Here is a 25,744-nt window from a genome sequence, read left to right as displayed (position 1 = left end):
GCATGACATTCAGTGCATTAATTCAATACTTGATTTAAGGGGGGTCGGGTGGGGCCGTCAAGGAGTTGGTATGGACCAAAGTTCTTGACGAACCGTCACCCGGACCCCGCTCTCGCACAGTTGTCGGCTTCGCGCGCCCCGGCGGCCGGTGACCCAGTGCCGAACGCCCCGACTACCCCAACCGGCCCAAGGACACCGGCAGTTGCTGCACGCTGTTGCCCACGAAGCTCGCGTGACGCGGCAGTTCCGCCTCCGTGACCGCGACATCGAGGTCCGGGAAGCGGGTGAACAGCCGCTCCAGCGCGATGGTCGCCTCCATCCGGGCCAGCGACGACCCGAGACAGAAGTGCGTGCCGTGGCCGAGCGAGAGATGGCGGGTGGTCGAGCCCGTGGCGTACCTCGTGACGTCGAACAGATCCGCGTCCTCGCCGTGCGCGGCCTTGTCGCGGCCCGCCGCCGAGTAGCCCGCGAGCACCGGCGTGCCCCGGGGGATCAGCGTGCCGTCCACCGTCAGGTCCCGGGTCGGGTAGCGGAACGGGAAGAAGCTCACCGGGCTGTCCCAGCGCAGGGTCTCCTCGACCACGTCCGACCAGCTCGCCTTGCCGTTCTGGACCAGTTCGAGCTGGTGGCGGTGGCGGCAGAGGGCCCGTACGGCGTTGGTGATCAGGTTCAGCGTCGTCTCGTGCCCGGCGATGATCATCAGCAGCAGGGTGCCGATGAGTTCGTGCCCGCTCAGCCGGTCGCCGTCCTCGTCGCGCGCCGCGATCAGCGCGCTGGTCAGGTCCTCGCCGGGGTTCTCGGTACGGGAGGCGGCCACCGCGCCCAGTACGGCCACGATGTCGCGGTTGGCGGCCATCGCGTCCTCGGGGGAGATGTCCGTCGCGACGATCTGGTTCGACAGATGGTGCAGCTGGTCGTGGAACTCCTCGTCCACGCCCAGCAGTTCGCAGATGACACCCATCGGCAGCGGCAGCGCGAAGTCGGCGCGGAGATCGACGACGTGCGGTACGGGCTCCCCGTCGGGGCTCCGCCCGTCCCTCTCGGCGGCTGCCGTGGCCCCGGCCGCCAGGTTGTCCAGCAGCTCCGCCGTCACCTCCTCCACCCGCCCGCGCAGTGCCTCCACCCGCCGCGAGGTGAACGCCTTGCTGACGAGCGAGCGCAGCCGCCGGTGGTCGTCGCCGTCCGCCGTCGTCATGCCTTGAACGGTCGCGAACGTCTTCAGCGGCCAGCCGTCTGGGATCCGCCCCTCCCGCAACGCGGTGAAGTGGCTCGCGCCCTTCGCCACATCGGGATGCGACAGGAAGTCCTTCAGCGCGTCGTGCCCGATGACGGCCATCGCCTCGACGTCGCCGGGCAGTACGACACGGGCCACCCCGTTACGGGCGAGCAGGCGGGCGTTGGCGGCGTGCGGGCAGCCGCCGGCCGGGTCCATCCGGTGCGGGGCCGGGGCATGCGGATCGCCATGCGGATCGCCATGCGGATCGCCATGGGGGTCCGCGTGGGGATCGGCGGGCGTGGCGCTGTTCGTGACGTCGGGCGTGCCGGGGTGCTCGGCGCTGTGCGTGGTGCTGTGCGCGACAGCGGGCGTGACGGCGGGCGTGTGCGACGGTGCGGCGTACGGATCGGGCTGGGCGCTCATCGGTGCTCTCCTCAACTCCGCGGTGCCTGCGCGCCGCGCGGCAACTGCGGTTCGGTGAAGCGGACGGGAAGGGCCGCCAGGCCCTTGCTCCATGGCGATTTGATCCAGGCCAACTCGCTCTCGGGCACGGCCAGTTCGAGATCCGGCAGCCGGTGCCTGATCGTGTCGACCGCGGTACGGGTGATCAGCCTGGCCGGATCCTGGGCCGGGCAGGTGTGCGGCCCGGCCCCGAAGGCCAGGTGCGAGCGGTTGCCGACGACGGGCGTACCGTCCTCCGGCAGGACCTCGGGGTCCGCGTTCGCGCCGGCCAGACCGAGGATCAGCATGTCCCCGGCCCGTATCTCCTGACCACCGAAGACCAGGTCGCGGGTGGCGTACCGGGCGGGGAAGTTCTGCGTCGGGGGGAACCGCCACAGCACCAGGTCAAGCGCGTCGTCCACGCTCAGATGACCGCCGCTGAGCGAGGACCGGAACGCCGGGTCGCAGAGCAGGATGCGCAGGGTGGTGGCGATCCAGTTCACCGTCGTCTGGTTGCCCGCGACGAACATCACCACCAGGTTGTGCAGCACCTCCTCGTCCGTCAGCCGCGCCGGATGGTTCAGCAGCGCGGACGTGACGTCGTTGCCGGGGCGGTGCCGCTTCTCCTCGATCAGGGCGAGCAGGATCGCGCCCATGCGCTTGCTCGCGTCGGCGGAGTGGGCGTTCGCCACGGCCAGCCCGGCGATCGCCTTCACCAGCTCCGCCCCCGTCGGCCCGTCGAGCCCGAGCAGGCCGGTGATCACCATCAGCGGCAGTTTGCGCGCGTAGTCCGAGACCAGGTCCGCCTCCTTGCGCTCGGCGAACTCGGCGATCAGCCGCTCGGACATCGCCCTCACACCGCGCCGCAGCTCATGCCCGTTGATTCGGGAGAGCGCGTCCGACACGGCGGTCCGCATACGGCGGTGCTGCTGCCCGTCGGCGAACAGCAGCGCCGGGCGCCAGCCCACCATCGGCAGGATCGGCGAGTCCTCCGGCACCCGGCCCTCGCGCAACTGCCGCCAGCGGCGCGGGTCGTGGGAGAAGTCCTGCTCCTCGCGGGTCAGCCGGACGAGCTCCCGGTGGCCGAGCACGAGCCATGCCTCGATACCGGGTGCGACCGTGACCGGGGCCACCGGGCCGTGCTCGGCGCGCAGTTGCTCGTACAGGCGCGGCATGCTGTCGCCGTCGAGGTGCTCCCCGAAGAGGGGAGTCGCGCCGGCGCCGGCGCCGGTGACGGGACAGCCCCCGGCCCCGGGCGTCGGCGTGGACGCGGCTTCGGCCGGGGCTCCGGCGGTGTCTTCGGCTGCGGGCGTGGTCATGGGGACTCCGTCGTCATGAGGACTCGGCGGCGAGAAGGAGGTGGCGTACGAGCGCGATAAGCGCCATCACGGACGACCGCTCGTCCCGCGCGTCGCAGGAGACCAGCGGGGTCTCCGGCAGCAGGTCCAGGGCCGCGCGCAGTTCGGCGTCGCTGTGCCGGGGGCTGCCGGGGAAGACGTTGACGGCCACGGCGAACGGCAGCCCGAGGTCCTCCAGATGGCCGAGGGCGTCGAAGGACGCGGTCAGATCGCGGGTGTCCACCAGTGCGAGCGCGCCCAGTGCGCCCCGCGCCAGATCGCGCCACGCGGGGAGGAAACGTTGCTGCCCGGGCGTACCGAAGAGATAGAGGACCAGCTCGCCGTCGAGCGTCATCCGGCCGAAGTCCAGGGCGACTGTGGTGGTGGCCTTGGCCTCGTCGGGCGGTATGTCGACCGACGCGCCCGCCTGGGTCATCACGGCCTCGGTGCTGAGCGGCTTGATCTCGGAGACCGTACCGATGAAGGTCGTCTTGCCGACGCCCAGCGGCCCGACCACCATGATCTTCGCCGCGCCGGAGACGGTCGGGCTCACGTACTTGCCGGAGTCGGCGCCGGAGTCGGCGGAACCGGTGCCGCCGGACCCGGAGCCGTCGGACGCGGCCGGCCCGGACGGCAGCCCGTGCGCCTCGGAGGTCGCGTTCGCCTCGGACGTCACATACGGCTCGGGCGACGTGTACGGCTCGGACGGCGGGTCCGGCGGGGCGTCCGACGACGCCCCTTCCGGCGCCTCGGGCGCGGAGGCCTCAGAGGCGGCTTTCGAGGCCATGGAGGACCTTTCTCAGCATGGTCACATCGGCTCGTTCGGCCGGCGGTATGGGTGGGCGGGTCACGATCAGTCCCCAGTCGATGAGGTCGGCGAGCAACACCCGTACCACGGAGGGTGGTTGGCCGAGATGGGCCGACACCTCGGCCACCGACAGCAGCCCCTGACAGTGCGTCAATATCGTGCGGTGTTCCGGCTGGAGGGTCACCGGCGGAACCGCCGGCGCGGCCATCACCAGCGATTCCCAGGACAGTGGTGCGACTCCGGCGTCCGCCCTGCCACCGGTGATCACGTACGGGCGTACCGCCGACGTGGTCCGGTCGTCGGGGCCCTCCGTCATGACGACGGGCTCACCGGATCCCGGGGATGGCTGCTCAGGTGGCTGCCGATCTTGACGACCAGCAGTTGCATCTGCTGGGCCACCAGGCCCACATCGGCGTCCGTCTCGGTCGCGGCGCCCAGCTGCGCGCCCACGCCGGCCGAGGTGAAGAGGATGAAGCCCTGGTCGGACTCCAGCATCAACTGCCGTACGTCGGCGCCGCCGCCGAACAGCAGACCCGCCGTGGAACGCCCGGTCATGGTCAGCGCGGCGGAGGCCGCCGCGAGCGATTCGGCCTCGGCCACGCTCAGTTCGGACACGGGGCCCTTCAGGTTCTCGGCGGACGCGTGGCCGAGCCGCAGGCCGTCCTCCGAGACGACCACGGCGTGGCGGACCCCCGGGATCTCGGTCAGCGGGCGGAGCATCCACCCGAGATCCGGGAGTCGGGAGATCGTTCCGGTCACTCTTCCGGTCACTGCCGGCCTCCGTCGTGTTGGTCGGGCACTTCGGTGTCCTGGACGGCCGCCGCGCGGCCACGACGGGAGCCGGACACCACGCTGGTGATCGACGCGCGTGCCGCTTCGGGGGTCCAGGAGGGGTCGGGCTGTGCTTGCTGTGGTGATGTCTGCGGTGCCTGTGCCGGTGTCCGTCCCCTCTTCCGGGCGGAGCCGGAATCGGAGTCGGCGGCCGGGGACCGCCGCCTGCTGCGGCGGCGCGGCAGCCCGCCGGGCGCGTCCTCGGCGCTCACGGGGGCACCCGGCCGTTCGTGCTCACGCTCCTCGCCCGCCGGAGTCGCGCCGGCGGAGCCGCCGCCGCTGCCGGTGCCCGAGCCCGCGCCGGAGCCTCCGCCCGCCGACGCCTTGCCGGCCGAGCGCTTCCCCGACGCCTCTCCCGCCGTCGCCCGTTCGCGGGCGGGCACCGGCGGAAAGTGCGACAGCGGTTCGGTCAGCAGGCGGTGTGGTACGAAGGTGACGGCCCGGGTCCCGCCGTACGCGGAGGCCCCCGTCAGCTCCACGTTGAAGCCCATCTCCCGGCTCCAGCGCCCCACGCACGCCAGTCCGAGCCGCGGTACGGCCCCGAGCCGCGTCAGGTCCATATCGTCCCTGAGCTGCGACATCGCCATGTGCAGTACGTCCGGAGGCATACCGAGGCCCGCGTCGTCGATCTCCACGACGGCCCCCGCGCCCACTTCCCGGATCGTCACGATCACCTGGGTGCGGGAGGGCGAGAACACCGTCGCGTTCTCCAGGAGTTCGGCGATGGCGTGCATCAGACCCTCGACGGCGGGCGGCACCACGAACAGCGTCTGCCCGCCGTGCACCTCCACCCGCCCGAACTCCACGATCCGCGACTGCGCGCCACGCACACAGTCGTACAGCGAGACCGGCTGCGACTCGCGCCTGGCCGGCCAGATACCGCACATCACCAGGAGCGTCTGGGCCTTACGGGTCATCTGCGCCGCCGCGTGGTCGGCCTTCATCACGTCCGCCATCAGCCGCGGGTCGTCGATGGCGCGCTCCACATGGTCGAGTACCTGCTGCTGCACGGTGGCCATCGCGTGCATGTTGCGGGCGACCGACTCGAAGGCCGTCTGCACCGAGTCGCGGAGCCCGCGCTCGCGCCGTACGGCCTCGTCGGAGCCGAGCGCGGCGACCACCGCGGCCAGCGCGCGGGCGAAGTCCTCGCCGGTCTCGGTCTCGGGCGCCAGGGGTCCCGGCACACCGTCCAACCGCCGCCCCGTGCGCACCCGTTCGGCGATGGCGGGGACGCGTACCGCCGCCAGATGGGCCACTTCCGAGGCTCGCGCGGCGGCGGTCCGCCGCTCCCGCTCGCGTTCGGCGCGCTCCGCGCCCAGCCGCCGGTGCAGCACGATCACCCAGGCGACGAGCAGCACGGCCAGGGCAGCGCAGCCGCCCGCGAGGGCCTGCCGCCACTCGGCCGACGAGCCCTTGCCGATCGCCGCGGCGGCGACGGCGGCGGTCACCAGGACCGCGAGCCACCACACGACCCGTCTGCGCCGCCTGTCCACCGGACGGTTCAACACGGCGACCCCGACATGACAGGCGCGGATACGGCGAACACGGAGACCGGGCCCCTTCCAGGACTTGTCGGATACGTCGGGCTCCCGATGGGGTGATCGCGAGCAACCAGATCCTACGAGCAATGTGCCTGCGGCGGGCGGGAGTTGCTCAACTCCTGTCACACCGCGACACGAGTCGCCCACCATCCGCGCACATGTACGGCGAGTCGGCGGGGCGTTCGGGCTGGCCGTGCCCGGTAGACCGCGCGGCGCAGCCACCCCCTGGGCACCATCGGTCCCATGTACAGGTCCCTCCACGGTGTCGGTCGTGTTCGGTATCGGTCATGACATGGCCGACTGGCCCTGTACCGGAGCGATTTGGGCCGGTACCGTCCTGTTCTGCGTGAGCTCGTCGGGGGGCGGCCGCGGGAACGGCCGATGGGGACGGGCCCGAGCGACCGGGGGGTCGAGTTGAGTGAGGTACGCGTACGAAGTGCTGCCGCGGCCCGCATCCGTGTGATGCGGCCCGAGGAGCTGGACGCGGGGGAGATCGAACGGTGGCGTGAGTTACGGGCGCTCTCCGCCGCGCCCGCCAACCCGTTCATGGAGCCCGAGTTCACCCTCGCCGTCGGCCGGGTGCGGCCGGGCGCCCGGGTGGCCGTCGTCGGAGACGGGAGCGGCCCGTCGAGCGGCTTCTTCCCTTATGAGAGGGGCCCGTTGGGGCAGGGCCGTGCGATCGGCTTCGGGGTCTCCGACAGCCAGGGGCCGGTGCTGGACCCCGAACACCCCCTCACGGCGGGGGAGTTGCTGCGTGCCTGCTCGCTCACCAGCTGGGAGTTCGACAACCTGGAGGCGGGCCAGAGGCTGTTCGTCCCCGAGGCGGCCGAGGAGTTCGGCTCCCCGGTCATCGACATCGGCCAGGGGTACGAGGAGTACGAGAAGGTCCTGCGCGCCGGATCGCCCAAGTTCTTCCGTACGACGACCGCCAAGGAACGGAAACTGGCCCGCCAGGCGGGCGAGGTCAGGTTCGTCTTCGACGAGCGCGACCCGGCGGCCCTGCGCACGCTCATGGAGTGGAAGTCGGCCCAGTACCGCAGGACCGGCCGCCGCGACCGGTTCGCCAAGGAGTGGATCAGCACGCTGGTACGGCAGTTGGCGGCGGACCGCACGCCCGGCTGCTCCGGGGTCCTGTCCGTGCTGTACGTCGGTGAGAGGCCAGTCGCCGCCCACTTCGGGCTCCGCTCCCGGACCGTTCTGTCCTGCTGGTTCCCCGCGTACGACACCGACTTCGCCAAGTACTCGCCGGGCCTGATCCTGCATCTGCGGATGGCCGAGGCGGCGGCCGGAGCCGGGATCTCGCTGCTCGACCTGGGACGCGGCGCCGCCGAGTACAAGGACGCGCTCAAGACCGGTGAACTGCGGGTGTACGAGGGGGCGTCGGTACGGCGGGGGCCCCGGGCGGCCCTCTACCGGCTCAGCCGCGAGCCCTCGCGCCGCGCGCACAGCTTCGTACGGAACCGGCCGAAGCTGGCCGGCTACGCGCAGCGCGCCCTCAACCGGGTGGGCCGGCTCCGCGACCGGTGACGGGCGGTCGGTGTCCGCCGGTCCCGGGCCGGCGGCCAGGCTGCCCGTGGCCGGTCACCGGCGCTCACACCCCTCTCCCGCACCACTTGTCAGTCGTTCCCAGGGCACATGAGCGGAGGCAGGATGCCCCAGAGTCCGAGCACGTCCTCACGACCACCCGCGCGATCGCCCCTGCGCGACATCGTCGTCGCCGACCTGGACCTGGACCTCGATCCGGGCGGTGGGGCCACGGTGCTGACCCTGACCCCGGCCCCCGGCGGACCGGCCCTCCGGGCGGGCCCGGTCTACGCTCTCGTACGGCTGCGGGGCCGCCCCGTCGCCACCGTCCTGACCACGGTCCCGGACGGCGCCGACCCCCGCGACGTACTGACGGCGGCCTTCCTCGCGCAGTCGGGCGAGCACGGCCCGCACCGCCCGGCACCGAGCACGGCGGGCGCGGGCACGGCGAGCCCGCCGACGGCGGGCCCGCCCCGTACGACCGTCGTCGTCGCCACCCGCGAGCGCGCCGACCGGCTCGGCCGGGCGCTCGACTCGCTCCTCGCGCAGGACCACCCGGACTTCCGCGTCGTGGTCGTCGACAACGCGCCCGTCACCCCGGCCACCCGCGAGCTGGTCGCCACCGGCTACGCGGGCCGCGTCACCTATCTCCGCGAGCCGGTGCCCGGACTGGCCACGGCCCACAACCGGGGTGTCGCCGCCGCGGACAGCCCCGTCGTCGCCTTCACGGACGACGACGTCGTCGCCGATCCGCACTGGCTCTCCGCGCTGACCGCGCCGTTCGCCGAGGACCCGCGCACCGGCTGTGTCACCGGCCTGATCCTCCCGGCCCGTCTGACCACCCCCGCGCAGGTCCTCCTGGAGAGCCACGGCGGCTTCGCCAAGGGCTTCGACCCGCGTCTCTACGACCCGGCCGCGCCGCCCGTCGGCGAACCGCTCTTCCCGTTCACGGCGGGCAGCTTCGGCTCCGGGGCCAACATGGCGTTCCGCGCCTCCGCGCTGCGCGCCGTCGGCGGCTTCGACCCCGCGACCGGCACCGGCACACCCGCCAAGGGCGGCGACGACCTCTACGCCTTCGTCCGCGTCCTGACCGCGGGCCACCGGCTGCGCTACGCGCCCGACGCCCTGGTCTGGCACCACCACCGCGAGACCTGGCAGGACCTGCGGAACCAGGCGTACGGCTACGGGGCCGGCCTCACCGCCTACCTCACCGCCGTCGTCTGCCGCCACCCGGCGCTCCTGCCCGCGCTGCTGGCGAAGCTGCCGCGCGGCCTCGCCCACGCGCGCGCCATCACCGCCCACCGGCAAGGCCCCGGCGAGAACGGGACGGGCGCCCCCGGCGCGCACGGCGCCCAGGCCCACCCGTGGCCGCGCGCCCTGTCCCGGCTGGAGCGCAGGGGCATGCTGTACGGCCCCCTCGGATACGCCAGGGCCCGCTGGGGGCGGCGATGACCCGGCCGGCGGACCACCCGCCGTCCCCTGTCCCGGTGCTGCTCTACCACGCCGTGATGGACGACCCGCCCGCCTGGATCGCCGAATTCACCGTCGCGCCACGGCGGTTCGGCGACCAGTTGGACGCGATCGTGGCCTCGGGCCGTACTCCCGTGACCGTCGGCGCGCTCGTCGACCGGCTGATCCGCCGTGTCCCGCTGCCGCCCCGGCCCGTCGTCCTCACCTTCGACGACGGATTCGCCGATCTTCCGGGGCCGACCGCCGAAGCGCTCGCCGAGCGCGCCCTGCCCGCGACCGTCTATCTCACCACCGGCGCCATCACCCCGGGTCTCGGCAGCCTGCTGCCGCCCGCCCCGATGATGACGCTCGCGCAGGCGCCGTCGCTGGAGCGGCACGCTCTGGAGGTCGGCGCGCACACGGTCACCCACCCACAGCTGGACACGCTCCGCGCGGGCGAACTGGACCGTGAACTAAGGGAGTCGAAGGCGGCGCTGGAGGACGTGCTCGGCCACGAGGTCGCGCATCTCGCCTATCCGCACGGCTACAACAGCCGTGCCGTACGGCGGGCGGCCCGGCGCGCCGGATACGCCTCGGCCGTCGCCGTACGCCATGCGCTCAGCTCCGAGACGGACGAACCCTTCCGTATCTCCCGCCTCATCCTGCGCCGGAGCCACACGGTGGCGGACGTGGAGGCGTGGATGGCGGGAGCGGGCGCGCGGGCGGCGCCGTTCCCCGACTCGGCGGCGACGGTGGGCTGGCGGCTCTACCGCAGGGCACGCGCCGCCGTACGGGGCCCGGAGTTCGCCGGCTGACGCGTCTCATCCGGATCAGGCCGAGGCCGGGAGCGCGCTGATGCGCAGGGCCCGGTGCGCCGGAGACCCTCATGCAACAGAGATGCACGAGAGCCACGCAAAAGCCCAGAGACTTCATATAATTCGCTGAACGGGACAGCGGCGTGACGGCCGCGACACAGGGGTGGGGGGAGTCGCACCGTGCAACCACGCGTGCCCGCGCCGGACCTGGCGGAGCCTCGGACCGAGGCGGAGGCCCCGTCCACGACCCGGCGGCCCCCGCCCCCGCCCCGGCCGCGCCGCGCGCTCGCCCGGTCCTTAGCGGTCCTGCGGCCCCAACTCCTCCTCTCCTGGCTGCCGTTGCTCACCGCGGCCGTCCTCTGGGTGTACGCGCTGCCGCGCATCGGCTTCCGTTCCATGGGCGACTACGGGCTCCTCGACCGGTTCCCCGTCGCGTACTACCTCGCACTCGCCCTCCTCACCCTCGGATTCCTGGCCGCCCTGCGCCGCGCCGGCACCGCGCCCTGGTGGCCCGCGAGCTACTGCGTCGCCCTCCTGGCCGCCCTCAAGGCACCACCCGCCGTCCTCTACGACTCCGTGCGCTACCCCTGGGCCTCCAAGCACGACGCCGTCGTCAACCAGCTGCTGGGGAGCGGCGAACTGCGCCCGAACGGCGCCCTGTCGGGCAACATGTCCGCCTACGACCAGTGGCCCGGCTTCTTCACCCTCGTGGGCGGTCTGGTCCGCGCCTTCGGTGTGGAGAGCGCGGCCGTCTTCCTCAACTGGGCCCCGATCGCGCTCGGTCTGCTGATGCTGCCGGTGCTCGTCCTCATGTACCGCACCTTCACCGAGGACTGGCGGCTGGTGTGGACCGCCGTCTGGATCTTCCAGCTCGCCAACTGGGTGGGCCAGGACTATCTGGCGCCGCAGGGTTTCGCGTATCTGCTGCATCTGACCGTGATCGTCGTCTTGCTGCGGCACTTCGTCCTGCCGAGGTCCGCGGGCAGGCTGCGCGACCGGACGTATCTGGACCCGGCGTCCGCTGCCGTACCACCGCCCACCGGCACCCGGCAGCGCGCCGTCTGCGCGGCCGTCCTCGCGCCGCTGATCCTGGCCGTCAACGCCTCGCACCAGCTCACACCGGTGATGCTCTGCGTCGCGCTGTTCGCCCTGACCCTCACCCGCCGCTACCGCAACTACGGCCTGCTCGTGCTCGCCGTGCTGATCATGCTTGCCTGGGACCTGACCATGGGCCGGCCGCTGTTCGTGGAGACCCTGGGCACCCTGCGCGACTCCCTGGGCGAGCTGACCCAGAACTCACGCGCCGGATACGCCGGTGAACTCACCGGACCCGGCCCCGAACTCGCCGGCCGCGCCAATGTGCTGATGGTGCTCGCCGTCGCCGCGCTCGCGGGCGCCGCCCTGCTGCTGCGGCGCCGTCTCGTACGGAGCGCGCTGCCGCTGCTGCTGGTGTCCGTCGCGCCGGTCCCGCTCTTCGTCGTGAACGACTACGGCGGCGAAATGCTCTTCCGCGTCTATCTGTTCGGGCTGCCCGGCGCCGCGTTCTTCGCGGCGGCGACACTCGTGCCCGCCGTCGGCGACGCCCGGCGCGGACCGCGCCGGCGGGGAGCCGCGCTCACGCTCCATCTCGCGCTGCCCGTCGCCCTCCTCGCGCTGCTGGTGGGCTTCCTGCCCTCGTACTACGGCAAGGAGAAGATGTACTACACCCCGCCCGCCGAGACCGCGCTCGTCACCCGCACGCTCGACCGCGCGCCCGACGGATCGCTGATCCTCGCCACCACCGGCTCCTTCCCGGGGGCGCTGCACCGCTACGACCGCCTGGAGCACTGGTTCTTCGCCGAGCAGGAACTCCCCGAGAACGAGAGGATGCTGGCGGACCCCGCCCGCTATCTGTCCGACCGGATCCCGCCCGGCGCCGAGGCGTACGTGATCCTCACCCGTACCCAGGACATCTACGCGGCCGGTGAGGGGCTGCTGCCCCCGGGCGGCTTCGGCCGGCTGCGCTCGCGCCTCAGCGTCTCGCCCCTCTTCCGGGTCGTGGAGGTCCACCCGTACGGCATCGTCCTGGAGTACCGGCCGGACGCGGAAGGTGAGAGTCCATGACCCTGGATCATCTACGGCTCCGACTGCCGCCGGTCCTCGCCGGCTGGGGCGCGCTCGCCGTGACCGCTCTGCCCGGTGGTTCACCCCTGCGCTGGATCCCGGTGCTGCTCTTCGTCTGCTTCGGACCCGGACTCGCGCTCCTGCACCCCCGGCGCGGCACGCTGCGCCCGGCCGCCCGTATCGAGATGGTCGCGCTCGCCGCACCGCTCAGCCTCTCCCTCGCGGTGACCGTCTCCACCACCCTCTTCCTGGTGCGCGGCTTCTCGGCGACGGCCTTCCTGGTGACGCTCGCGGCGATCACGACCGTCGCCGCCGCCCTGCCCGGGCTGCCGCTGCCCGCCGCGACGCGGGGCGCGGTCGGCCCCGGCCGTCACGGACCCGGCGCTGGGAGGGGCCGCTGATGGCGGCGGGCACCGGCCGGGACGAGAAGTGGGCGTTCACCGCGGTCGTCCTGATCGCCGTCGGGCTGCTCGTCGCCGGGGTGGGCGTCTGGGCCACCCAGCGGGACGGACCGGTGGACACGTGCGCCGCCACCGAACGGTTGGAGCCGCCGTGCGGCGCGTGGTGGGGCGCGTACGTCCCCTACGCGGAGGAGGGCCCGGCCGAGGGCTCGCTCACCAGGGCGGTGTACGCCTTCGAGGAGAGGATCGGCCGCAGGCTGGACCTCGTCTACAACTACCACGACATGTCCAACACCGAGCTCGACGGACAGCTCCTGACCCCCGACGAGCGGGAGTTGGGCGAGGACCGGATGCTGATGCTGGCCTGGGAGTCCACCGTCTGGCGCGAGCCGCACCACGCCAACTGGACGGAGGATCAGCTGGGCTGGGCGAACATCGCCGCCGGGAAGCACGACGAGGAGATCATCGACCCGCAGGCGCTCCGTATCAAGGAGTACGGCGAGGAGCGGGGCAAGCGCATCTTCCTCTCCTTCGACCAGGAGGTCGACGCCCGTATCAAGGAGGGCGCGGGCACCCCGGCGGAGTACGTCGCCGCCTACCGCCACCTCCGCGACCGCTTCGAGGAGCTGGGCGTCGACAACGTGGTGTGGGTGTGGACGGTCTCCGGCTATCTCGGCAGCGCGGCCGAGATGAAGGCCCTGTATCCGGGGGACGACTACGTCGACTGGATCGGCATGGACCAGTACAACTACTACCTCTGCCACGACACCACCGACTGGAAGGACTTCGAACGCAGCCAGCGCCCCACCTACGACTGGCTGCGGGCCAACGTATCGGCCGAGAAGCCTCTGATGCTGGCCGAGTTCGGCACCGTTCCCGACCCGTCGGACGCCGCCAGACAGCGCGACTGGTACGCGGACATCCCCGGATCGGTGCGCACCATGCCGGAGGTGAGGGCGCTGGTGCAGTGGAACAGGCCGGTGCCCGGCGAGAACTGCGATCTGACCGTCAACGAGGGCCCAGGGCTCGATGGTTACCGCGAGGCCGGCCGGGACGGGTACTTCCGGCAGCCGCTGCCTGGGTAGTACTCAGCCGCCGAACAGCACCTCGTACGCCGTCGGCACGAACCGGTCGCCCCGCCGGAACTTGCGCGTCGCCGCCGCCACCACCGCCGTCCCCGTCCCCGGACAGAACCCGATGAACGCCTGCTGCCCGCTGGTCGCCCCGCAGTGGAAGTACGCCGGACCGTTGTCCGTCGCATGCTGGAACCAGGTCAGGGTGTGCGTGTGCGCCTTGCCCCGGCCGCGCCGCAGCACGGGGCGGCGCACCTCGTGCAGCGCGTGCGCCAGGGCCGGGGTGCGCTCCGGCCGCAGATGCGCCTCCAGGAAGGTGAGCAGATCGTGCGGGGTCGCCCGGACCGCGCCCGCCGCCGCGAAGCCGCCCATACTCAGCGGGGGCACCTCGCGCACACCGTCCGCGCCGTGCCCGATCGCGTCGGTGGCGGTCGGCGCGGCACGTGTCGACGTACCCGACAGCCCCAGCGGCACCAGGATCTGCTCCTCCATCAGCGCGTCCCAGCTCGTGAACGTGGCGGAGGCGAGCGCGTGCCCGAGCACGGAGACCGCGAAGTTGGAGTAGTGCCAGCGTCTGCCGGGCCGATGGCGCGGACGCGCCTGGAGGAAGGCGTCGATCACCCGGTGCGGGGGGTATCCCGCGTACGGAGTGGTCGTCCAGCGCGGCAGCGCCTGCGGGTAGAAGTCGCGCGGCAGGGAGGGCAGTCCGGAGGTGTGGGTGATCAGATGGCGCAGCGTGATCGGCGCGACGGGCGGCCGTGGCCGGGTGCCGAAACAGGCCGCCGCGGAGTCCTCGTACGCGATGTGGCCGCTCCGCGCGAGCCGGGCCAGCAGCAGACCGGCGAACGGTTTGGAGGCCGAGCCGATCTCGTAGCGCAGCCCCTCCGCGCCCGGCGAGGCGCGGACGGTGCGACGGCCCTGGACGGAGACGGCGAAGACGACCTCCGGCGCGTCGACCGCGCGTACGGCCGCGTCGAGCCGGTCGTGCGGGGTGCCGGCGAGGGCGGAGCGCGCGGCCTCCATGACCGTCCGCGCGGACAGGTCGGACATGTCCGCGCCCACGGCCCGCGCGTCCTGTGCCTCCCGTGCGTCCCGGGTGCCGCCGTCCTCGGCGTCCGTGAGGCCGTACCCGTTCATGAGGCCACGGGCTCCGACAGGCGCGCCATGGCGCGTGAGGTGGCGAGCACGGAGGCGAAGGCGGCGACCAGGGTCGGATGGTAGACGATGTCGAACACGTCGTCCCGGCTCCCCCGCGGCATCTCCAGGACGGCGGGCATCGCGCCGTCGGGCTGCTGCGCGGCGGCGAAACCCCGCCAGGCGTGCTCGTCCAGGGTCGGTTCGGGCAGACAGGCGTCGACGACGAGCAGTTCGCCCAGCAGGTCCCACCGCTCCAGGTCCAGCCAGTCGTCCAGCCAGACGGGCAGCCACCGCGCGAGATAGCGGGCCATGCCCTCCGGCAGCCCCTCGGGCCTCTCGCCCCAGTCGGTGAGGTGGAAGACCGTGTGGGTGATGCTGTATCCGATGTGCCCCTCGACGGTCCACGGCTCGGGTGAGCGGGCCAGCCAGGTGCGTGCGGTCGCCTCCTCCACGGGAGTGCTCGGCTCCAGCCCGAAGCGCCGCTCGCACGTGGACATGCCCAGCCGGCGGACGGGCGGCAGCTCCAGGGCGGCCCAGCTGCCGAGCCGGTGGTTGAGATGGACGGCCCGCTCGGTCTCCGGCTCCTGGTAGCCCATCTCCCTGAACGGGAGGTAGACCTCGAAGGGGATGGGCGACATCGGCTCCTGCCGCCCGGCCCGGGCCAGCATCCGCCCGCCGTCGAGGGCGTCGCGCCACAGATGGTCCATCAGTCCCCGGGCGAGTGAGGCCCCCCGCGAGCCCGCCACCCCCTCCCGGAACAGGACCTTGCAGATCGTGGCGGCCTCGCCGATCGGTTTGAAGCGGTCCAGGAAACCCACCTCGGGGTCGGCGTCCGGTTCGAGCCGGAAGTGGGCGCGGTGGGTGTGCAGCCACTCCATGGCCTGGGCGCCCACGCCGTGGATCAGCCGTGTGAGGTCCGCGCCGCCGGACGCGGCCCCGCCGGGGCCGTTGGCCTCGGGGCCCGGCCCGTGCGCCCGGTCGCTCTCCGTCCCGTCGCCGCCCGGTCCGAGCCCGCTGTCCGTCGTCATGCGACGCCTCCGTCCGCGCCCGCCAGGCGGACATCCGTCAGTGTGCCGGCGAAAACGGCCAGCAGTGTGGAGTGGTAGCAGTACGCGAAGTCCGCGGCCGGCTCGTGCGGGCGGTCCCTGCCGTTCTCGGGGATGCTCCCGGCCGCGTCCTGGATGTCGGCGATCCGCGTCCACGCGGCGTCGACGGTCCCGGGCAGGTCCTCGTACGACGCGGAGTCCGGACCGGCTTCGGGGAGGCTTCCGGCGACGGCGAGCAGTTCACAGGTCAAGTCCCACTGCTCCGCCTCCAGACAGGTCTCCAGCCACGCGGGCAGCCAGGTCGCCAGATACCGGCCCACCTCGGCGGGCATCAGCTGCGGCGCGTTGCCCCAGTCGGTGAGATGGAAGACGACGTGCGTCAGCCCGTAACCGGCCGTCTGCTCGAACGTCCACGGCTCGGGCAGCCCGCCCAGCCAGGTGCCCGCGAACACGGCCGACGGCTCCCCGGACGCCGGGAAACCCACCCGGCGCTCGGTGTTGAGCATGCCCAGGCGCCGGTTCGGCTGCTGCTCGATCCGCTCCCAGCCGCGCGTACGCCGTACCGTCCCCGCCAGCTCCTCGAAGCCCGGGTGGCGCAGACCCACGGCGGCGAAGGCGGCGTAGATCTCCAGCGGATAGGTGGTGAAGGGCTCGCCGCGCAGCAGGTCGAGGAAGAGCCGGCCCTGCCGGGTCTGGTCCCACGCGAAGTCGAGCAGCTCCGACGCGCGCCGATGGCGGTGGGAGCCCGGTTCGCTGTGCGTCCGGACGGAGGAGGTGAGCTGGGCCAGTTCGCCGAGCGGCTTCAGTGTCCGGTCGACGGAGGCGTCCGGGGCCAGGACATCGTCCGGCAGCCGGAAGAAGTCGCGGTGCCCGTGCACCCATTCGAGGGCCCTCCGCGAGACGCGGGACGCCGGTGACTCCCGGGTCCCGCGAGACAGCTCCGGCGCCTCGGCCGTCGGAGGAGTGCTCATCCACGGCCCCCGGCGCGGATGTGCCGCGCGGCGTGCACATGCAGGCCGACCCGCGCGTCGCTCCCGGCCATCCGGCCGACGAATTCGAGCCCGGTGTCGAGTCCGAGCGTGCCCGGGACGCCGTCGATGACGCTCAGCCAGCGTCCGGCGCCGGCCGCTTGGAGCCAGTCACGGCGGCGTACGGCGCGTACGAAGCCCCGCGCCACGTCCACGGGGCGGCGGGCGGCTGCCTGGGCGACCGCCGAGTCGGCGCCGGGGACGGCGAGCGCCGCCAGGAGCGAGAGCTGGTGGGTCAGCCGGGGCCACTCAAGCCCCTCCAGCCACGACGCGTCGGGCCCGGCGTGCGCTCCGGCCGCCGCCGCCGGACCGTCCAGTCCCTGGAGCGCCTGCGTCATCGCCCAGTGGCTCCAGACCGTCGTCTCGGACGACGTGGCGCCGGGGGCGAAGGTGTGCACGGCGCGCTGGAAGACGGCGAGGTCGTCCGGGAGCGGCCGACGCCGGGTCAGCACGCTCGGCAGCAGGACGTCCGCGCCCAGTACGCGCACCGCCGCCAGGCCCAGCTTCTCGTCCGCCAGGGTGCCGACGCTGCCGCCCACCACAGAGGAGTGGCCCCCGCCCCGAAGGACGGAGACCACCTCTGAAGCCAGGTCATGCACCGCGCCCGCCAAATGGGGTGGGGTACCTGACTGCTCCATTCGACGTCTCCCGTCAGGCCTTCTTCGGGCGGGGGGTCGGCGGCGAGAGCAGCAGAGCCCCTCCGCCGGCGAGCAGGGCGAGCTGCGCGCACTCGCGGCTGTCGCGGTATGTTCCTTCGGCCTCGCTCGGGCTCAGGACCGCGTCCATGTCGACGTCCAAGTCCTTCACGATGTCACGGGCGTTGGTCTCAGTGGACATGCCATTCATCCCCTCAGGAGGAAGCGGATTTCCGACTACGTCATTAGTTGACCCGATATGTCCGATGTGCGCAAGCGCTCAGCGTCCGGACGGGGACCTTCGTACGGAGAACCGCACCAGTACGGCGGTGGCGGCGACGGCCAGCAGGCCCCCGGTCACCGGGACGGCGACCGCCGCGAAAGCGCCCTGCGCCCACCAGCCCACCACCGTCAGGCACCAGAGCGCCGCCGCGACCGCCCGCCCGTCCGCGCCCGCCGCGCGGAGTACGACGGCGAGCAGCCCCAGACAGAGCAGTTGCAGCGCGACGGGCAGAAGCTCCGAAGCACTCGTCCGGTCGGTCGATCGGGTGAGCGCGTCGCTGAACGCGTCGGTGAGCGGCCGGTGCCAGGGGCCGGACAGCGCCTCGGGCCGTACGCCCAGAAGGACCGGCGCGCCGTGCAGTGCGCCGAACGTGGCCAGCAGCCCGGCCGTGAGGAGGAACGGGCGCGCCCGCACGAGCGCCACGGACGCGCACTGGACGACGATCAGCAGAACTCCCGCCGCAACGGTCAACGGCGGCAGCGCGGCGACGAGTCGGTCCGCCGGGACCCGGTCGGCGCCGATGTCCGCCGCGTCCCGCAGCGGTGCCCAGAACAGCCCGGCGGCCAGGGCCAGCAGCACCCACAGCGCCGCGGCCGACCGGTGCCCCCGCGCGGGCGGGGCGGCCACGGTCCGTTCCGCCGTCCCGGTGCGGGGAGCGGCCTTCGGTGACACCACGGGCAGTCCGAAGGCCGGGGTCGCCGTGTCGTACCCGGCCCCCGGATACGGGCTCCGCCCCGCCATGCCGTCTCCCGCGCGCGCCCTCCGCTCGGCGGCCTCACGCGCCCACGTCGTCCCGTACGCCTCGTCCGCCGCCCGGCTCCTGCCTCCGCCCCTGCCGCCGCGCCCCCGGCCCGGACTTCTCAGCGCCGAGCGCAGTCCCGGCGCGGCCACCAGCGCGATCAGCGTCATGGAGAGCAGCATCGACAGCCCGGCCCCGGAGATCCCGGCGGGCCCGAGCAGCACGACCGCGCTCCCGAGGACGCAGACGCACATGGCGCCCTGGAGGGCGGCGAGCATGCCCGTACGCCCCTGGACACGCAGCACGCCGATGTACAGCTCCACCACGACACGCGGCAGCGCGGCGGCGGCCAGCAGGCGCAGGACCGTCGAACCGTGCTCGGCGTAGTCCGCCCCGAAGGGCGCGAGCACCTGCGGCGCGAAGAGCACCAGCACCAGCACCACCGGCACCAGCAGCAACGTCATCCGGCGCAGTGCCCCCCGTACGCCCTCGGCCAGCCGCTCGGGGGAGTGCGAGGCGTGCGCGGTGAGGGAGGAGGCCATGTTGATGGCCATGAACTCCATCGTCCCGCCCACGGTGTAGGCGGTGTAGAAGAACGCGTTGTGCGCCGCGTCGAAGCGGACGGCGACCATCACCGGCAGCAGGTTGATCATCGCCAGGCTGAAGAGGGCGCCGACCGAGTCCCCGGCCAGGAACCGCCCGATGTCCGCCGGGCGCGGCGGCTCCCGGTCCCGGTCGGCGGCGGCCTGGCGGGGGATGAGCCGGCGGAACACCAGCCAGCCGAGGGGCAGCACGGACAGCGCTATGGCCGCCGCCCAGGACACGAAGACACCGAGGACCGGCATCGCGGTGGCGAACACGACGAGCAGCAGCAGTTTGCCGAGGGAGAAGACGGCGTTGCCGATCGGAACCCAGAAGGCCCTGCGCAGCCCGGTCAGTACCCCGTCCTGGAGGGTGAGCAGCGCCCAGGCGACGCACGAGGCGGTGAAGACGAGCCCGGCGCTCACGCCGCTGAGCGGCGCGTAGGAGGGCCCCCACAGATCGAGCGTCAGCAGGAAGACCACACAGGCGACGCAGACGACCGCCGAACTGACCGCGTACGCGCGCCAGACGAGCGCTCCGGTCGCGCGCCCGGCGCGTGGCACGTATCGGACCACCGCGCCGATCATGGTGGTCGCGGTGAGGGACGCCAGCAGCCGCATGGCGGCGATGGCGGCGGAGCCCTGGCCGACGGCCTCCTCGGTGTAGTAGCGGGCGGCGACCAGCCAGAAGCCGAGACCGAGGGCGGCGGAGACGCCGGTGGAGAGCATCAGCGCGTAGGCGTTGCGGAACATCGAGTCGCTGTGGTCTCCGCCGTCGGCGCCCTCGCCCTCGCCCCCGGCGACCGGCGCCTTTCGCGCCACCGTCTCCGTACGCGAGGTGTCAGTCACCGACGTGCTCCGGCGGTGACGCGGGCTCGGCCCCCGACGCGCGCAGCGCGGCGACGATCTCGCCCGCCCGTAAGGGATCGGCCGGCAGCGCGTGCCGGGCGAACCAGGCGGCGGGCGCGGGCCGCGGGGACGCGTCGGTGAAGACGTCGCCCGCGTACACGTCCAGCGGCGGGTCGTACAGATAGCCGGTGGTGATCCGGCGCCGGGCGAGCGCGGCGACGGCGGCGTCCCGGTCGGCGAGCAGCAACGGCACCCGGAACAGCGGCTGCACCGGTTCGTGCGGCCCCGGCGCGGCCCACCGCGTCGCCAACAGCCGCTCCGTGCCCGCCCGGTGGGCCCCGAGCAGCGGGTCGAGCCCCGACAGCAGCCGTTCGGTACGTCCGAGGCGCACCCGGCCCGGCGCGATGCGGTACCGGTGCATGTCCACCCGCACCCAGGAGTCGAAGCCGCCCAGTCCGGGCCCACCGGCCAGCGCGTCCTTCAGATCACCCGGACGCAGCTCCATCCGGATCTCCCGGCGCTCCTGCGCGCCCGCCGCGCGCAGCAGCCCGCGCGCCGCCCGCACCAGGCGCAGCCCGCGTAGGCCTGCCTCCGCGTACGGCCTGACGGCGTAGGTGAGTTCGGCGGCGAGCCTGGACGGTTCGAGGAGCGCGTCCCGGGCCGCCGCCAGCTCCGTACGGAGCGCCGGGTCGGCCACGGCGAGGAAGCCGCCGGTCTTGGCGCCCACATGCTTGGAGAGGCTGAAGACGGCCGCGTCCCCGAAGGTGCCGACGGCCCGGCCCGCCAGCCGGCTGCCGATGGCGTGGGCCGCGTCCTCGATCAACGGGATGCCCAACGCCTCGCAGCGGGCGCGCAGTTCGGGCGCCGGGTCGGGATTCCCGTACAGATTCGTGGTCAGTACGGCGGACAGCCCGCGCCAGTCGGACTCCGGGACGGCCGCCGGATCGATCGACCCGTCCCGCGCGTTCAGCGGCGCCTGGACGGGACGCAGTCCGGCGGCGAGCACCACGAACATGATCACGTCGTCGTTGACCGGCGACATCAGCACCCGGCCGCCGGGTGGGCACCAGTGGCGCAGCGCCACGTACAGCCCGAGCCGGCACGACGGCACGTACAGACACTCCCGGCCGAGTCGGCGCCGCATCAGCCCTTCCAGCGCGGCGTACGACGCCGGCCGGCCCACCCCAAGAGTCATACCTTTTCCCCCTGCCCCCGGATCAATGTGGCCTTGGGGGATGCTCCCGTCAATACGGTCTCCGCCCGGTCGGGCACGAACGAGGCCGCGGCGTCGCGCCGGCGCCGGGCGTCGACGGGGACCGCGCCGGAGAGGATCTCCGGGTTCTCCTCGGCGAGGCGGTTCGCGACCTCACCGGCCTACGAGTGGAAGACCAGGCCCACGTTCCCGACGCCGCCCATCCGCTCAGGCCCGGCCCTCAATCAGGCGGCGACGCCGAGGAGGTCGGCGAGGTCGTCCAGGTGGATTGTGTCGGCCGGGAGCCTTTGGAACACGGCCAGAGCGCGGATACGGGTGAGACCGTTCCGATACGAGGCCGGAAGGCTGCCGTATGCCTGGGCGGTGATGTGGGCTGCCTGTGCCCTGTCACCGTCATGCAGGCGGCAGCAGGCTTCGTCGATCGCGATCAGGGCCCGCGTCATGAGCGACGGCGCCCGGGACAGTTCCAGAGCCGCCGCCTGAGTCTCATACGCGCGGGCGGTTTCGCCGAGGTGGGTGAGAGCCTGGCTCATGTGGACGTGATGCTTCTGCACCGGGTAGCCGAACCAGGTGTCGGCGCGCTGCTGAGGGGTGAGCAGGTCGGCCAGCCGTTCGACGTCGGAGACGGCGGCGAGGGCCTTGTCCCGGTACCCGTCCATCGCGTACGCCCTGGAGGCGACGGCGGCCGCGAGGGCCGCAGCGGAGCTGGGGCCGTTCCCAGCGAGGTGCCTGGCCTGGTCGGCGAGCTTGGCGGCGGCGGCCGGGGCACCGTAGTTCAACGGCACCATGGCCTCACGTCCCAGCACCCAGGCATGCAGAAGTTGGTCTCCTGACTGTTTGGCGGCTCGTCCGGCGGTCGCGAACCACCGGTGGGCCTCGCGGTGTTCGCCGAGGTCGTGCAGGACGATCGCGACCATGCCCGCCATCTGTCCCGTGACGTGGCACAGCTGGGTGCGGCTGCGGTCGGACTGCGCCCGGAAGAGAAGCGGCTTCATCTCCTCGACGTCCTCCAGGAGACTCGACAGGACATCCGAGGGCGCCCGGCCGTGGTAGCCGTAGCCGTAACGCTCGGCCGTCGACTGCCAGTGGTCGAGATCGGGCTGGGTATGGTCGGCGGCAAGGGCGGCGTCGATATCGGTGCGGGTGGAAGTCACAGCGGCGAGCCCGGTACCTGCCAGACCGGCAGCGAGCGCGCCGCGCATGACGTCGCGGCGCTTCATCGGATCGTCTCCATCTCCTCGATCAATTGGGGGAGTTGTCGGCACTCCGGCCTCCCACGGCCTTGATGCCAAGCCTAAGTCCGCACCCGGAATGCCGAGTCCGTCCGCGATCCGCTCCAGGACCGGCAGAGAAGACACCTCGCCGTTCCCGCGGGCGATCTGGCTGACCCGTTCGGCCCTGATACCGCAAGCCTCGCCGATGCGGTTGTAGCTGATCCCCGCCTCGTGATGGGCCAGGGCGAAAAGAGCGCCGATGTCGCGCCGGGCCATAGCCGCGACGCATCGTGGGTCGCGCCGCAGCACTGAGGGCAACGCCGCCAGCTGCGTACCAAATGCCATGGCATCCCCCTCAGTTGGCGCTACCCCCATGAAATGTACCCATCGTGGGGCCCCTCTCATGGGGTTACCGCCTTCCCGTCGCCGTCCTTAACTGAACGTGACTACCCGACGGCGACCGCTCGGTCTTCGGGCGGGGAACACTCCCATCCCTTGGAGAACACCATGACCCCACTCCTCACGTTGCCGACCGCTGACACGGCGGTCGACTGGACCGCCCTGGAAAACTTCGCGGCCCTGCGTGGACAGCTCCGAGTGTCCCTGACCCCCCGGTGCAACATCGCCTGCTACTTCTGCCACAACGAGGCCGATGTCCCGCCTCCTCTGACTCGCCGCGACCGCGTGCAACAGCCCCGGCGCCGGGATATCGGCGCCGAAGACTTCCTCACGGTCATCAGGGCGATGACCCGGCGAGGGCTGAGGCGGATCTACTTCAGCGGCGGTGAGCCGCTGACCTCGCCGTTGGCCCGCGAGGTCTTGACCGGACTGGAGCCACTGGGACCGGACGGGTCCTACACGCTGATCACGAACGGGACCCGTATCCGCACGCATCGGTCCTGGTTGGGCGACACGCTGCTCGACAAGATCAAGGTGTCGCTGCACTACTTCTCCGACGAATCCCTTCGCGCGATCGCGGGTACGCGCATCGGGATCGACGCAATTCTCGACGGCATCGACATCGCTCGCGGGATCGTCGACCATGTCGAGCTGAACTGCCTGCTGCTGAAGCAGAACGTCCACGAGGTGCGGCACATCCTGGACTTCGCTCTGGACCAGCGGATGCCGGTCCAGTTCATCGAACTGGTCGAGACCGAGTTCAACCAGGACCAACGGTCCACCGCGGTCTCCGCCGACGGCGTCATCGCCCATCTGCGGACACTCACCCGTGACGAGCACAGTGAAGTCGTCGGCGTCGGACAGGGCCGCCGGGTCTTCCGGGTCGACGGCGTGAAGATCGAGGTCATCCACCGCAGCCTCGGCCGCCACCACGTCGGTCAGTGCGGACCTGCCCGCTCCGCCCGCAGTGCGTCGAAGGGTTCTGGGCTCTGAGATTCGACCACTCAGGCGGCATCCAGCCGTGCCTCCTGCGCCCGGACCTGCACCTGAACGTCAAAGCCCTGCTGGACGACCCCCAGCGGCTGGCCGAAGCTGTCGCCGGGCACATTTCGTCATTCAGCGTGGGGACCCTGTGAGCCTGCCGCCCGCTTACGCACCGATCGCGCCGGACCATCACGGTCAGCCGGGCCCCTTTGTCGTCCTGGAAGGCGTCTCCGGTGTAGGGAAGACCACCCTGGCCCGCATCCTGGCCGAACGGCTCGGCGGGGCCTCTCTCCACACCCTGACCGCGCCGCACGTGGACTGGTCGGCGCAAGCCGCCGGCCGGCTTCGGCCGCTGCCGCAGTTCGCGTTCTACCTCTCCGGACTCCTGCACGTCTCCGACCGCACCCGGTCGGCCCTGACAGCAGGACCGTTGATCGCCGACCGGTACACGTCATCCGTGGTCGCCTGCCATGCCGCAGCCCACCGGGTCGCCACCGCCGACGTCGCCCGGCTGCCGGAGCCCTTTCGCGGCTACCTCGTCGTCCCTGATCACACGTTCTACCTGCTCTGTTCGGAGCCGGTGCTGCGCGAACGGATGGGGAACAAACGGGATCTGAAGAAGGACGACACGGACCTGTTCGAGGTACCCGGCCGCCTCAAGCAACTCATGGAGAACTTCGAGTCGGTGGCCGCCGCCGATTCCACCGCCGTCGTCCTGGACACCGACCACTCGACCCCCGATCAGCTCGCCGGACAGATCGCCACCCACCTGGAGGCGATGCGTGCTTAACCCGATCAACGCCGAGGCCGTGATCCGCGACGGCGGCGCGAGTGGCCGCTTCCCAGGAGAACTCCACGAAGGCGTCGCCTGGTGGCTCGGCGCCTGCCTCGTCGTCACCGTGAAAGCCGGCCGGATCGTTGTCGCCCACGACGGACAAGGCACCAGCGCCGCGTTCCTGGCTCGGCTGTGCCGGGGCGCCGTCAACGCCCAGCACTACGCGTGCACGGTTCTGGACTTCGGCGTTGCCGACGAGGCCGCTCTCCTGGAGGCCATGCGTGAGGCCGGAGCCGTTCCTGGCGTACACGTCTCCACCACGGCGGGCGAAGACGACACGGAGAACGTCCGCATCGCTTTGTACGGGCCCGATGGCAGGCCTCTGGGAGAGGAGCGGGGGCTCGCCGGGATCCGGCAACTGATCGCGGCGGACCGCGTTCCGCTGCCCGTCAACGAGAGGGCCAAGGGGCATGTCGAGTGCTACCACCCGTTCACCGACAACGAAGGAGACGAGCGGTGATCAATGCGGCTGAAGTCGTTCATTCCGGAACGGACATCCTGTTCATCACCCTGGACTCACTGCGCTACGACGTCGCGCGCTCCACCCTGGATGACGGCAGCACTCCCCGCCTCGCGAGGCTCTTACCGGAAGGAGGCTGGGAACGGCGGGACACCCCGGGCAGCTTCACGCTTCCCGCTCACATGGCTTTCTTCTCCGGGTTCCTGCCCAAGCTCCCCCAGCCCGAGCAACCGACCCGCCTCTGGGAGTGTCGGCCGCCCGCCTTCAAGACGGTGCCCGCCCAAACCCTCGTGTTCGAGGCCCCGAACCTTCTGACCGGGCTCGGTCGGCACGGCTACCGAACCGTGTGCATCGGCGGCGTCACCTACTTCTCCCGTGAGACACCGCTCGGATCCGTCCTGCCCGACATGTTCGACGAGGACTACTGGCGCCCCGAATTCTGCTCGTCCGAACCCGACTCCACTCGTCATCAGGTCGACTGCGCGCTCGAAGTGGCCGAACGCGTCATCGAGCCCCTGTTCCTGTTCGTCAACGTCTCGGCCACGCACGTTCCTCATGGGCATTACCTCGGCGACTGCACAGACAGCGCACGGTCCCAAGCCGCTGCCCTGGCCTACGCCGACGAACACCTCGGACGGTTGATCGCCACGCTGACCGCCTGCCGTCGGTGGCTGATCATCATGTGCGCCGACCACGGCGACGCCTTCGGAGAGGACGGTTTCCGCGGTCGGGGAATCGCTCACCCCGTGGTGATGAACGTCCCGTACGCGGCGATGCTCCGGGGTTGAACCCCCGCTACGCT

The 25,744-nt window shown here is 72.1% G+C and carries 24 protein-coding genes; 10 read left to right on the top strand and 14 right to left on the bottom strand.

Annotation, left to right across the window (positions count from 1 at the left end):
• Positions 1–172: 172 nt before the first annotated feature.
• The 6 genes from ACFWU9_RS13295 to ACFWU9_RS13270 form a co-directional block, all read right to left on the bottom strand.
• On the bottom strand, positions 173–1,432 hold the full coding sequence (locus ACFWU9_RS13295) for a cytochrome P450 (RefSeq protein WP_384317675.1): 1,260 nt from the start codon (positions 1,430–1,432) through the stop codon (positions 173–175).
• 218 nt (positions 1,433–1,650) lie between these two features.
• Positions 1,651–2,976: a cytochrome P450 gene (locus ACFWU9_RS13290; protein WP_384317473.1), complete on the bottom strand. Its 1,326-nt coding sequence runs from the start codon at positions 2,974–2,976 to the stop codon at positions 1,651–1,653.
• A 13-nt stretch (positions 2,977–2,989) separates the two neighbouring features.
• A complete protein-coding gene (locus ACFWU9_RS13285; RefSeq protein WP_384317671.1) occupies positions 2,990–3,514 on the bottom strand; it encodes an ATP/GTP-binding protein in 525 nt (174 codons plus the stop codon).
• A 244-nt stretch (positions 3,515–3,758) separates the two neighbouring features.
• A complete protein-coding gene (locus ACFWU9_RS13280; protein WP_384317470.1) occupies positions 3,759–4,118 on the bottom strand; it encodes a DUF742 domain-containing protein in 360 nt (119 codons plus the stop codon).
• Positions 4,115–4,561: a roadblock/LC7 domain-containing protein gene (locus ACFWU9_RS13275; protein ID WP_384317668.1), complete on the bottom strand. Its 447-nt coding sequence runs from the start codon at positions 4,559–4,561 to the stop codon at positions 4,115–4,117. The genes ACFWU9_RS13280 and ACFWU9_RS13275 overlap by 4 nt, the downstream gene beginning before the upstream one ends.
• Positions 4,562–4,569: 8 nt before the next feature.
• The gene (locus ACFWU9_RS13270; protein ID WP_384317467.1) at positions 4,570–6,141 is read right to left on the bottom strand and encodes an ATP-binding protein; all 1,572 of its coding nucleotides are present in this window, start codon (positions 6,139–6,141) and stop codon (positions 4,570–4,572) included.
• A gap of 495 nt (positions 6,142–6,636) precedes the next feature.
• On the opposite strand from ACFWU9_RS13270, the gene ACFWU9_RS13265 reads away from it, so the two are divergent.
• The 6 genes from ACFWU9_RS13265 (at position 6,637) to ACFWU9_RS13240 (ending at position 13,551) form a co-directional block, all read left to right on the top strand.
• On the top strand, positions 6,637–7,701 hold the full coding sequence (locus ACFWU9_RS13265) for a GNAT family N-acetyltransferase (protein ID WP_384317666.1): 1,065 nt from the start codon (positions 6,637–6,639) through the stop codon (positions 7,699–7,701).
• A gap of 123 nt (positions 7,702–7,824) precedes the next feature.
• Positions 7,825–9,150: a glycosyltransferase gene (locus ACFWU9_RS13260; protein ID WP_384317464.1), complete on the top strand. Its 1,326-nt coding sequence runs from the start codon at positions 7,825–7,827 to the stop codon at positions 9,148–9,150.
• Entirely contained in the window at positions 9,147–9,962 is an 816-nt protein-coding gene (locus ACFWU9_RS13255) for a polysaccharide deacetylase family protein (RefSeq protein ID WP_384317461.1), read from the top strand. The genes ACFWU9_RS13260 and ACFWU9_RS13255 overlap by 4 nt, the downstream gene beginning before the upstream one ends.
• Before the next feature lie 180 nt (positions 9,963–10,142).
• A complete protein-coding gene (locus ACFWU9_RS13250; protein ID WP_384317458.1) occupies positions 10,143–12,065 on the top strand; it encodes a hypothetical protein in 1,923 nt (640 codons plus the stop codon).
• Positions 12,062–12,466, top strand: coding sequence for a hypothetical protein (locus tag ACFWU9_RS13245; RefSeq protein ID WP_384317456.1), 405 nt, complete (start codon positions 12,062–12,064; stop codon positions 12,464–12,466). Before ACFWU9_RS13250 ends, ACFWU9_RS13245 begins: the two co-directional genes overlap by 4 nt.
• Positions 12,466–13,551 carry a glycoside hydrolase family 26 protein gene (locus ACFWU9_RS13240; RefSeq protein WP_384317453.1) on the top strand — a complete coding sequence of 362 codons (1,086 nt, stop codon included), beginning with the start codon at positions 12,466–12,468 and terminating at the stop codon, positions 13,549–13,551. Before ACFWU9_RS13245 ends, ACFWU9_RS13240 begins: the two co-directional genes overlap by 1 nt.
• Positions 13,552–13,554: 3 nt before the next feature.
• Here ACFWU9_RS13240 and ACFWU9_RS13235 read toward each other — a convergent pair whose 3' ends face one another.
• From ACFWU9_RS13235 to ACFWU9_RS13200, 8 genes are all read right to left on the bottom strand, one after another.
• Positions 13,555–14,562, bottom strand: coding sequence for a serine hydrolase domain-containing protein (locus ACFWU9_RS13235; protein ID WP_384317663.1), 1,008 nt, complete (start codon positions 14,560–14,562; stop codon positions 13,555–13,557).
• A 110-nt stretch (positions 14,563–14,672) separates the two neighbouring features.
• Entirely contained in the window at positions 14,673–15,554 is an 882-nt protein-coding gene (locus ACFWU9_RS13230) for a DUF6895 family protein (protein WP_384317660.1), read from the bottom strand.
• A gap of 146 nt (positions 15,555–15,700) precedes the next feature.
• Positions 15,701–16,693: a DUF6895 family protein gene (locus ACFWU9_RS13225; protein ID WP_384317450.1), complete on the bottom strand. Its 993-nt coding sequence runs from the start codon at positions 16,691–16,693 to the stop codon at positions 15,701–15,703.
• A complete protein-coding gene (locus ACFWU9_RS13220) occupies positions 16,690–17,388 on the bottom strand; it encodes a hypothetical protein (protein WP_384317448.1) in 699 nt (232 codons plus the stop codon). Before ACFWU9_RS13220 ends, ACFWU9_RS13225 begins: the two co-directional genes overlap by 4 nt.
• 13 nt (positions 17,389–17,401) lie before the next feature.
• Positions 17,402–17,587, bottom strand: coding sequence for a hypothetical protein (locus ACFWU9_RS13215; RefSeq protein ID WP_384317446.1), 186 nt, complete (start codon positions 17,585–17,587; stop codon positions 17,402–17,404).
• Positions 17,588–17,665: 78 nt separating this feature from the next.
• Complete coding sequence (locus ACFWU9_RS13210) at positions 17,666–19,837, bottom strand: lipopolysaccharide biosynthesis protein (RefSeq protein WP_384317443.1); 2,172 nt, start codon at positions 19,835–19,837, stop codon at positions 17,666–17,668.
• Positions 19,830–20,981, bottom strand: coding sequence for a DegT/DnrJ/EryC1/StrS family aminotransferase (locus ACFWU9_RS13205; protein WP_384317657.1), 1,152 nt, complete (start codon positions 20,979–20,981; stop codon positions 19,830–19,832). The genes ACFWU9_RS13210 and ACFWU9_RS13205 overlap by 8 nt, the downstream gene beginning before the upstream one ends.
• Positions 20,982–21,274: 293 nt before the next feature.
• Complete coding sequence (locus ACFWU9_RS13200; RefSeq protein ID WP_384317440.1) at positions 21,275–22,609, bottom strand: helix-turn-helix domain-containing protein; 1,335 nt, start codon at positions 22,607–22,609, stop codon at positions 21,275–21,277.
• Between the two features lie 162 nt (positions 22,610–22,771).
• On the opposite strand from ACFWU9_RS13200, the gene ACFWU9_RS13195 reads away from it, so the two are divergent.
• The 4 genes from ACFWU9_RS13195 (at position 22,772) to ACFWU9_RS13180 (ending at position 25,730) form a co-directional block, all read left to right on the top strand.
• The gene (locus ACFWU9_RS13195) at positions 22,772–23,656 is read left to right on the top strand and encodes a radical SAM protein (RefSeq protein WP_384317438.1); all 885 of its coding nucleotides are present in this window, start codon (positions 22,772–22,774) and stop codon (positions 23,654–23,656) included.
• Positions 23,657–23,795: 139 nt separating this feature from the next.
• Positions 23,796–24,437, top strand: a complete 642-nt coding sequence (locus tag ACFWU9_RS13190) for a dTMP kinase (RefSeq protein WP_384317435.1) — start codon at positions 23,796–23,798, stop codon at positions 24,435–24,437.
• Positions 24,430–24,942, top strand: coding sequence for a hypothetical protein (locus ACFWU9_RS13185; RefSeq protein ID WP_384317432.1), 513 nt, complete (start codon positions 24,430–24,432; stop codon positions 24,940–24,942). Before ACFWU9_RS13190 ends, ACFWU9_RS13185 begins: the two co-directional genes overlap by 8 nt.
• The gene (locus ACFWU9_RS13180; protein WP_384317429.1) at positions 24,939–25,730 is read left to right on the top strand and encodes an STM4013/SEN3800 family hydrolase; all 792 of its coding nucleotides are present in this window, start codon (positions 24,939–24,941) and stop codon (positions 25,728–25,730) included. The genes ACFWU9_RS13185 and ACFWU9_RS13180 overlap by 4 nt, the downstream gene beginning before the upstream one ends.
• Positions 25,731–25,744: the final 14 nt, after the last annotated feature.

The sequence above is a fragment of the Streptomyces sp. NPDC058653 genome, from assembly GCF_042716895.1.
In the GTDB taxonomy this organism is placed as follows: domain Bacteria; phylum Actinomycetota; class Actinomycetes; order Streptomycetales; family Streptomycetaceae; genus Streptomyces.
This window is presented reverse-complemented; position numbering and strand designations above follow the sequence as displayed.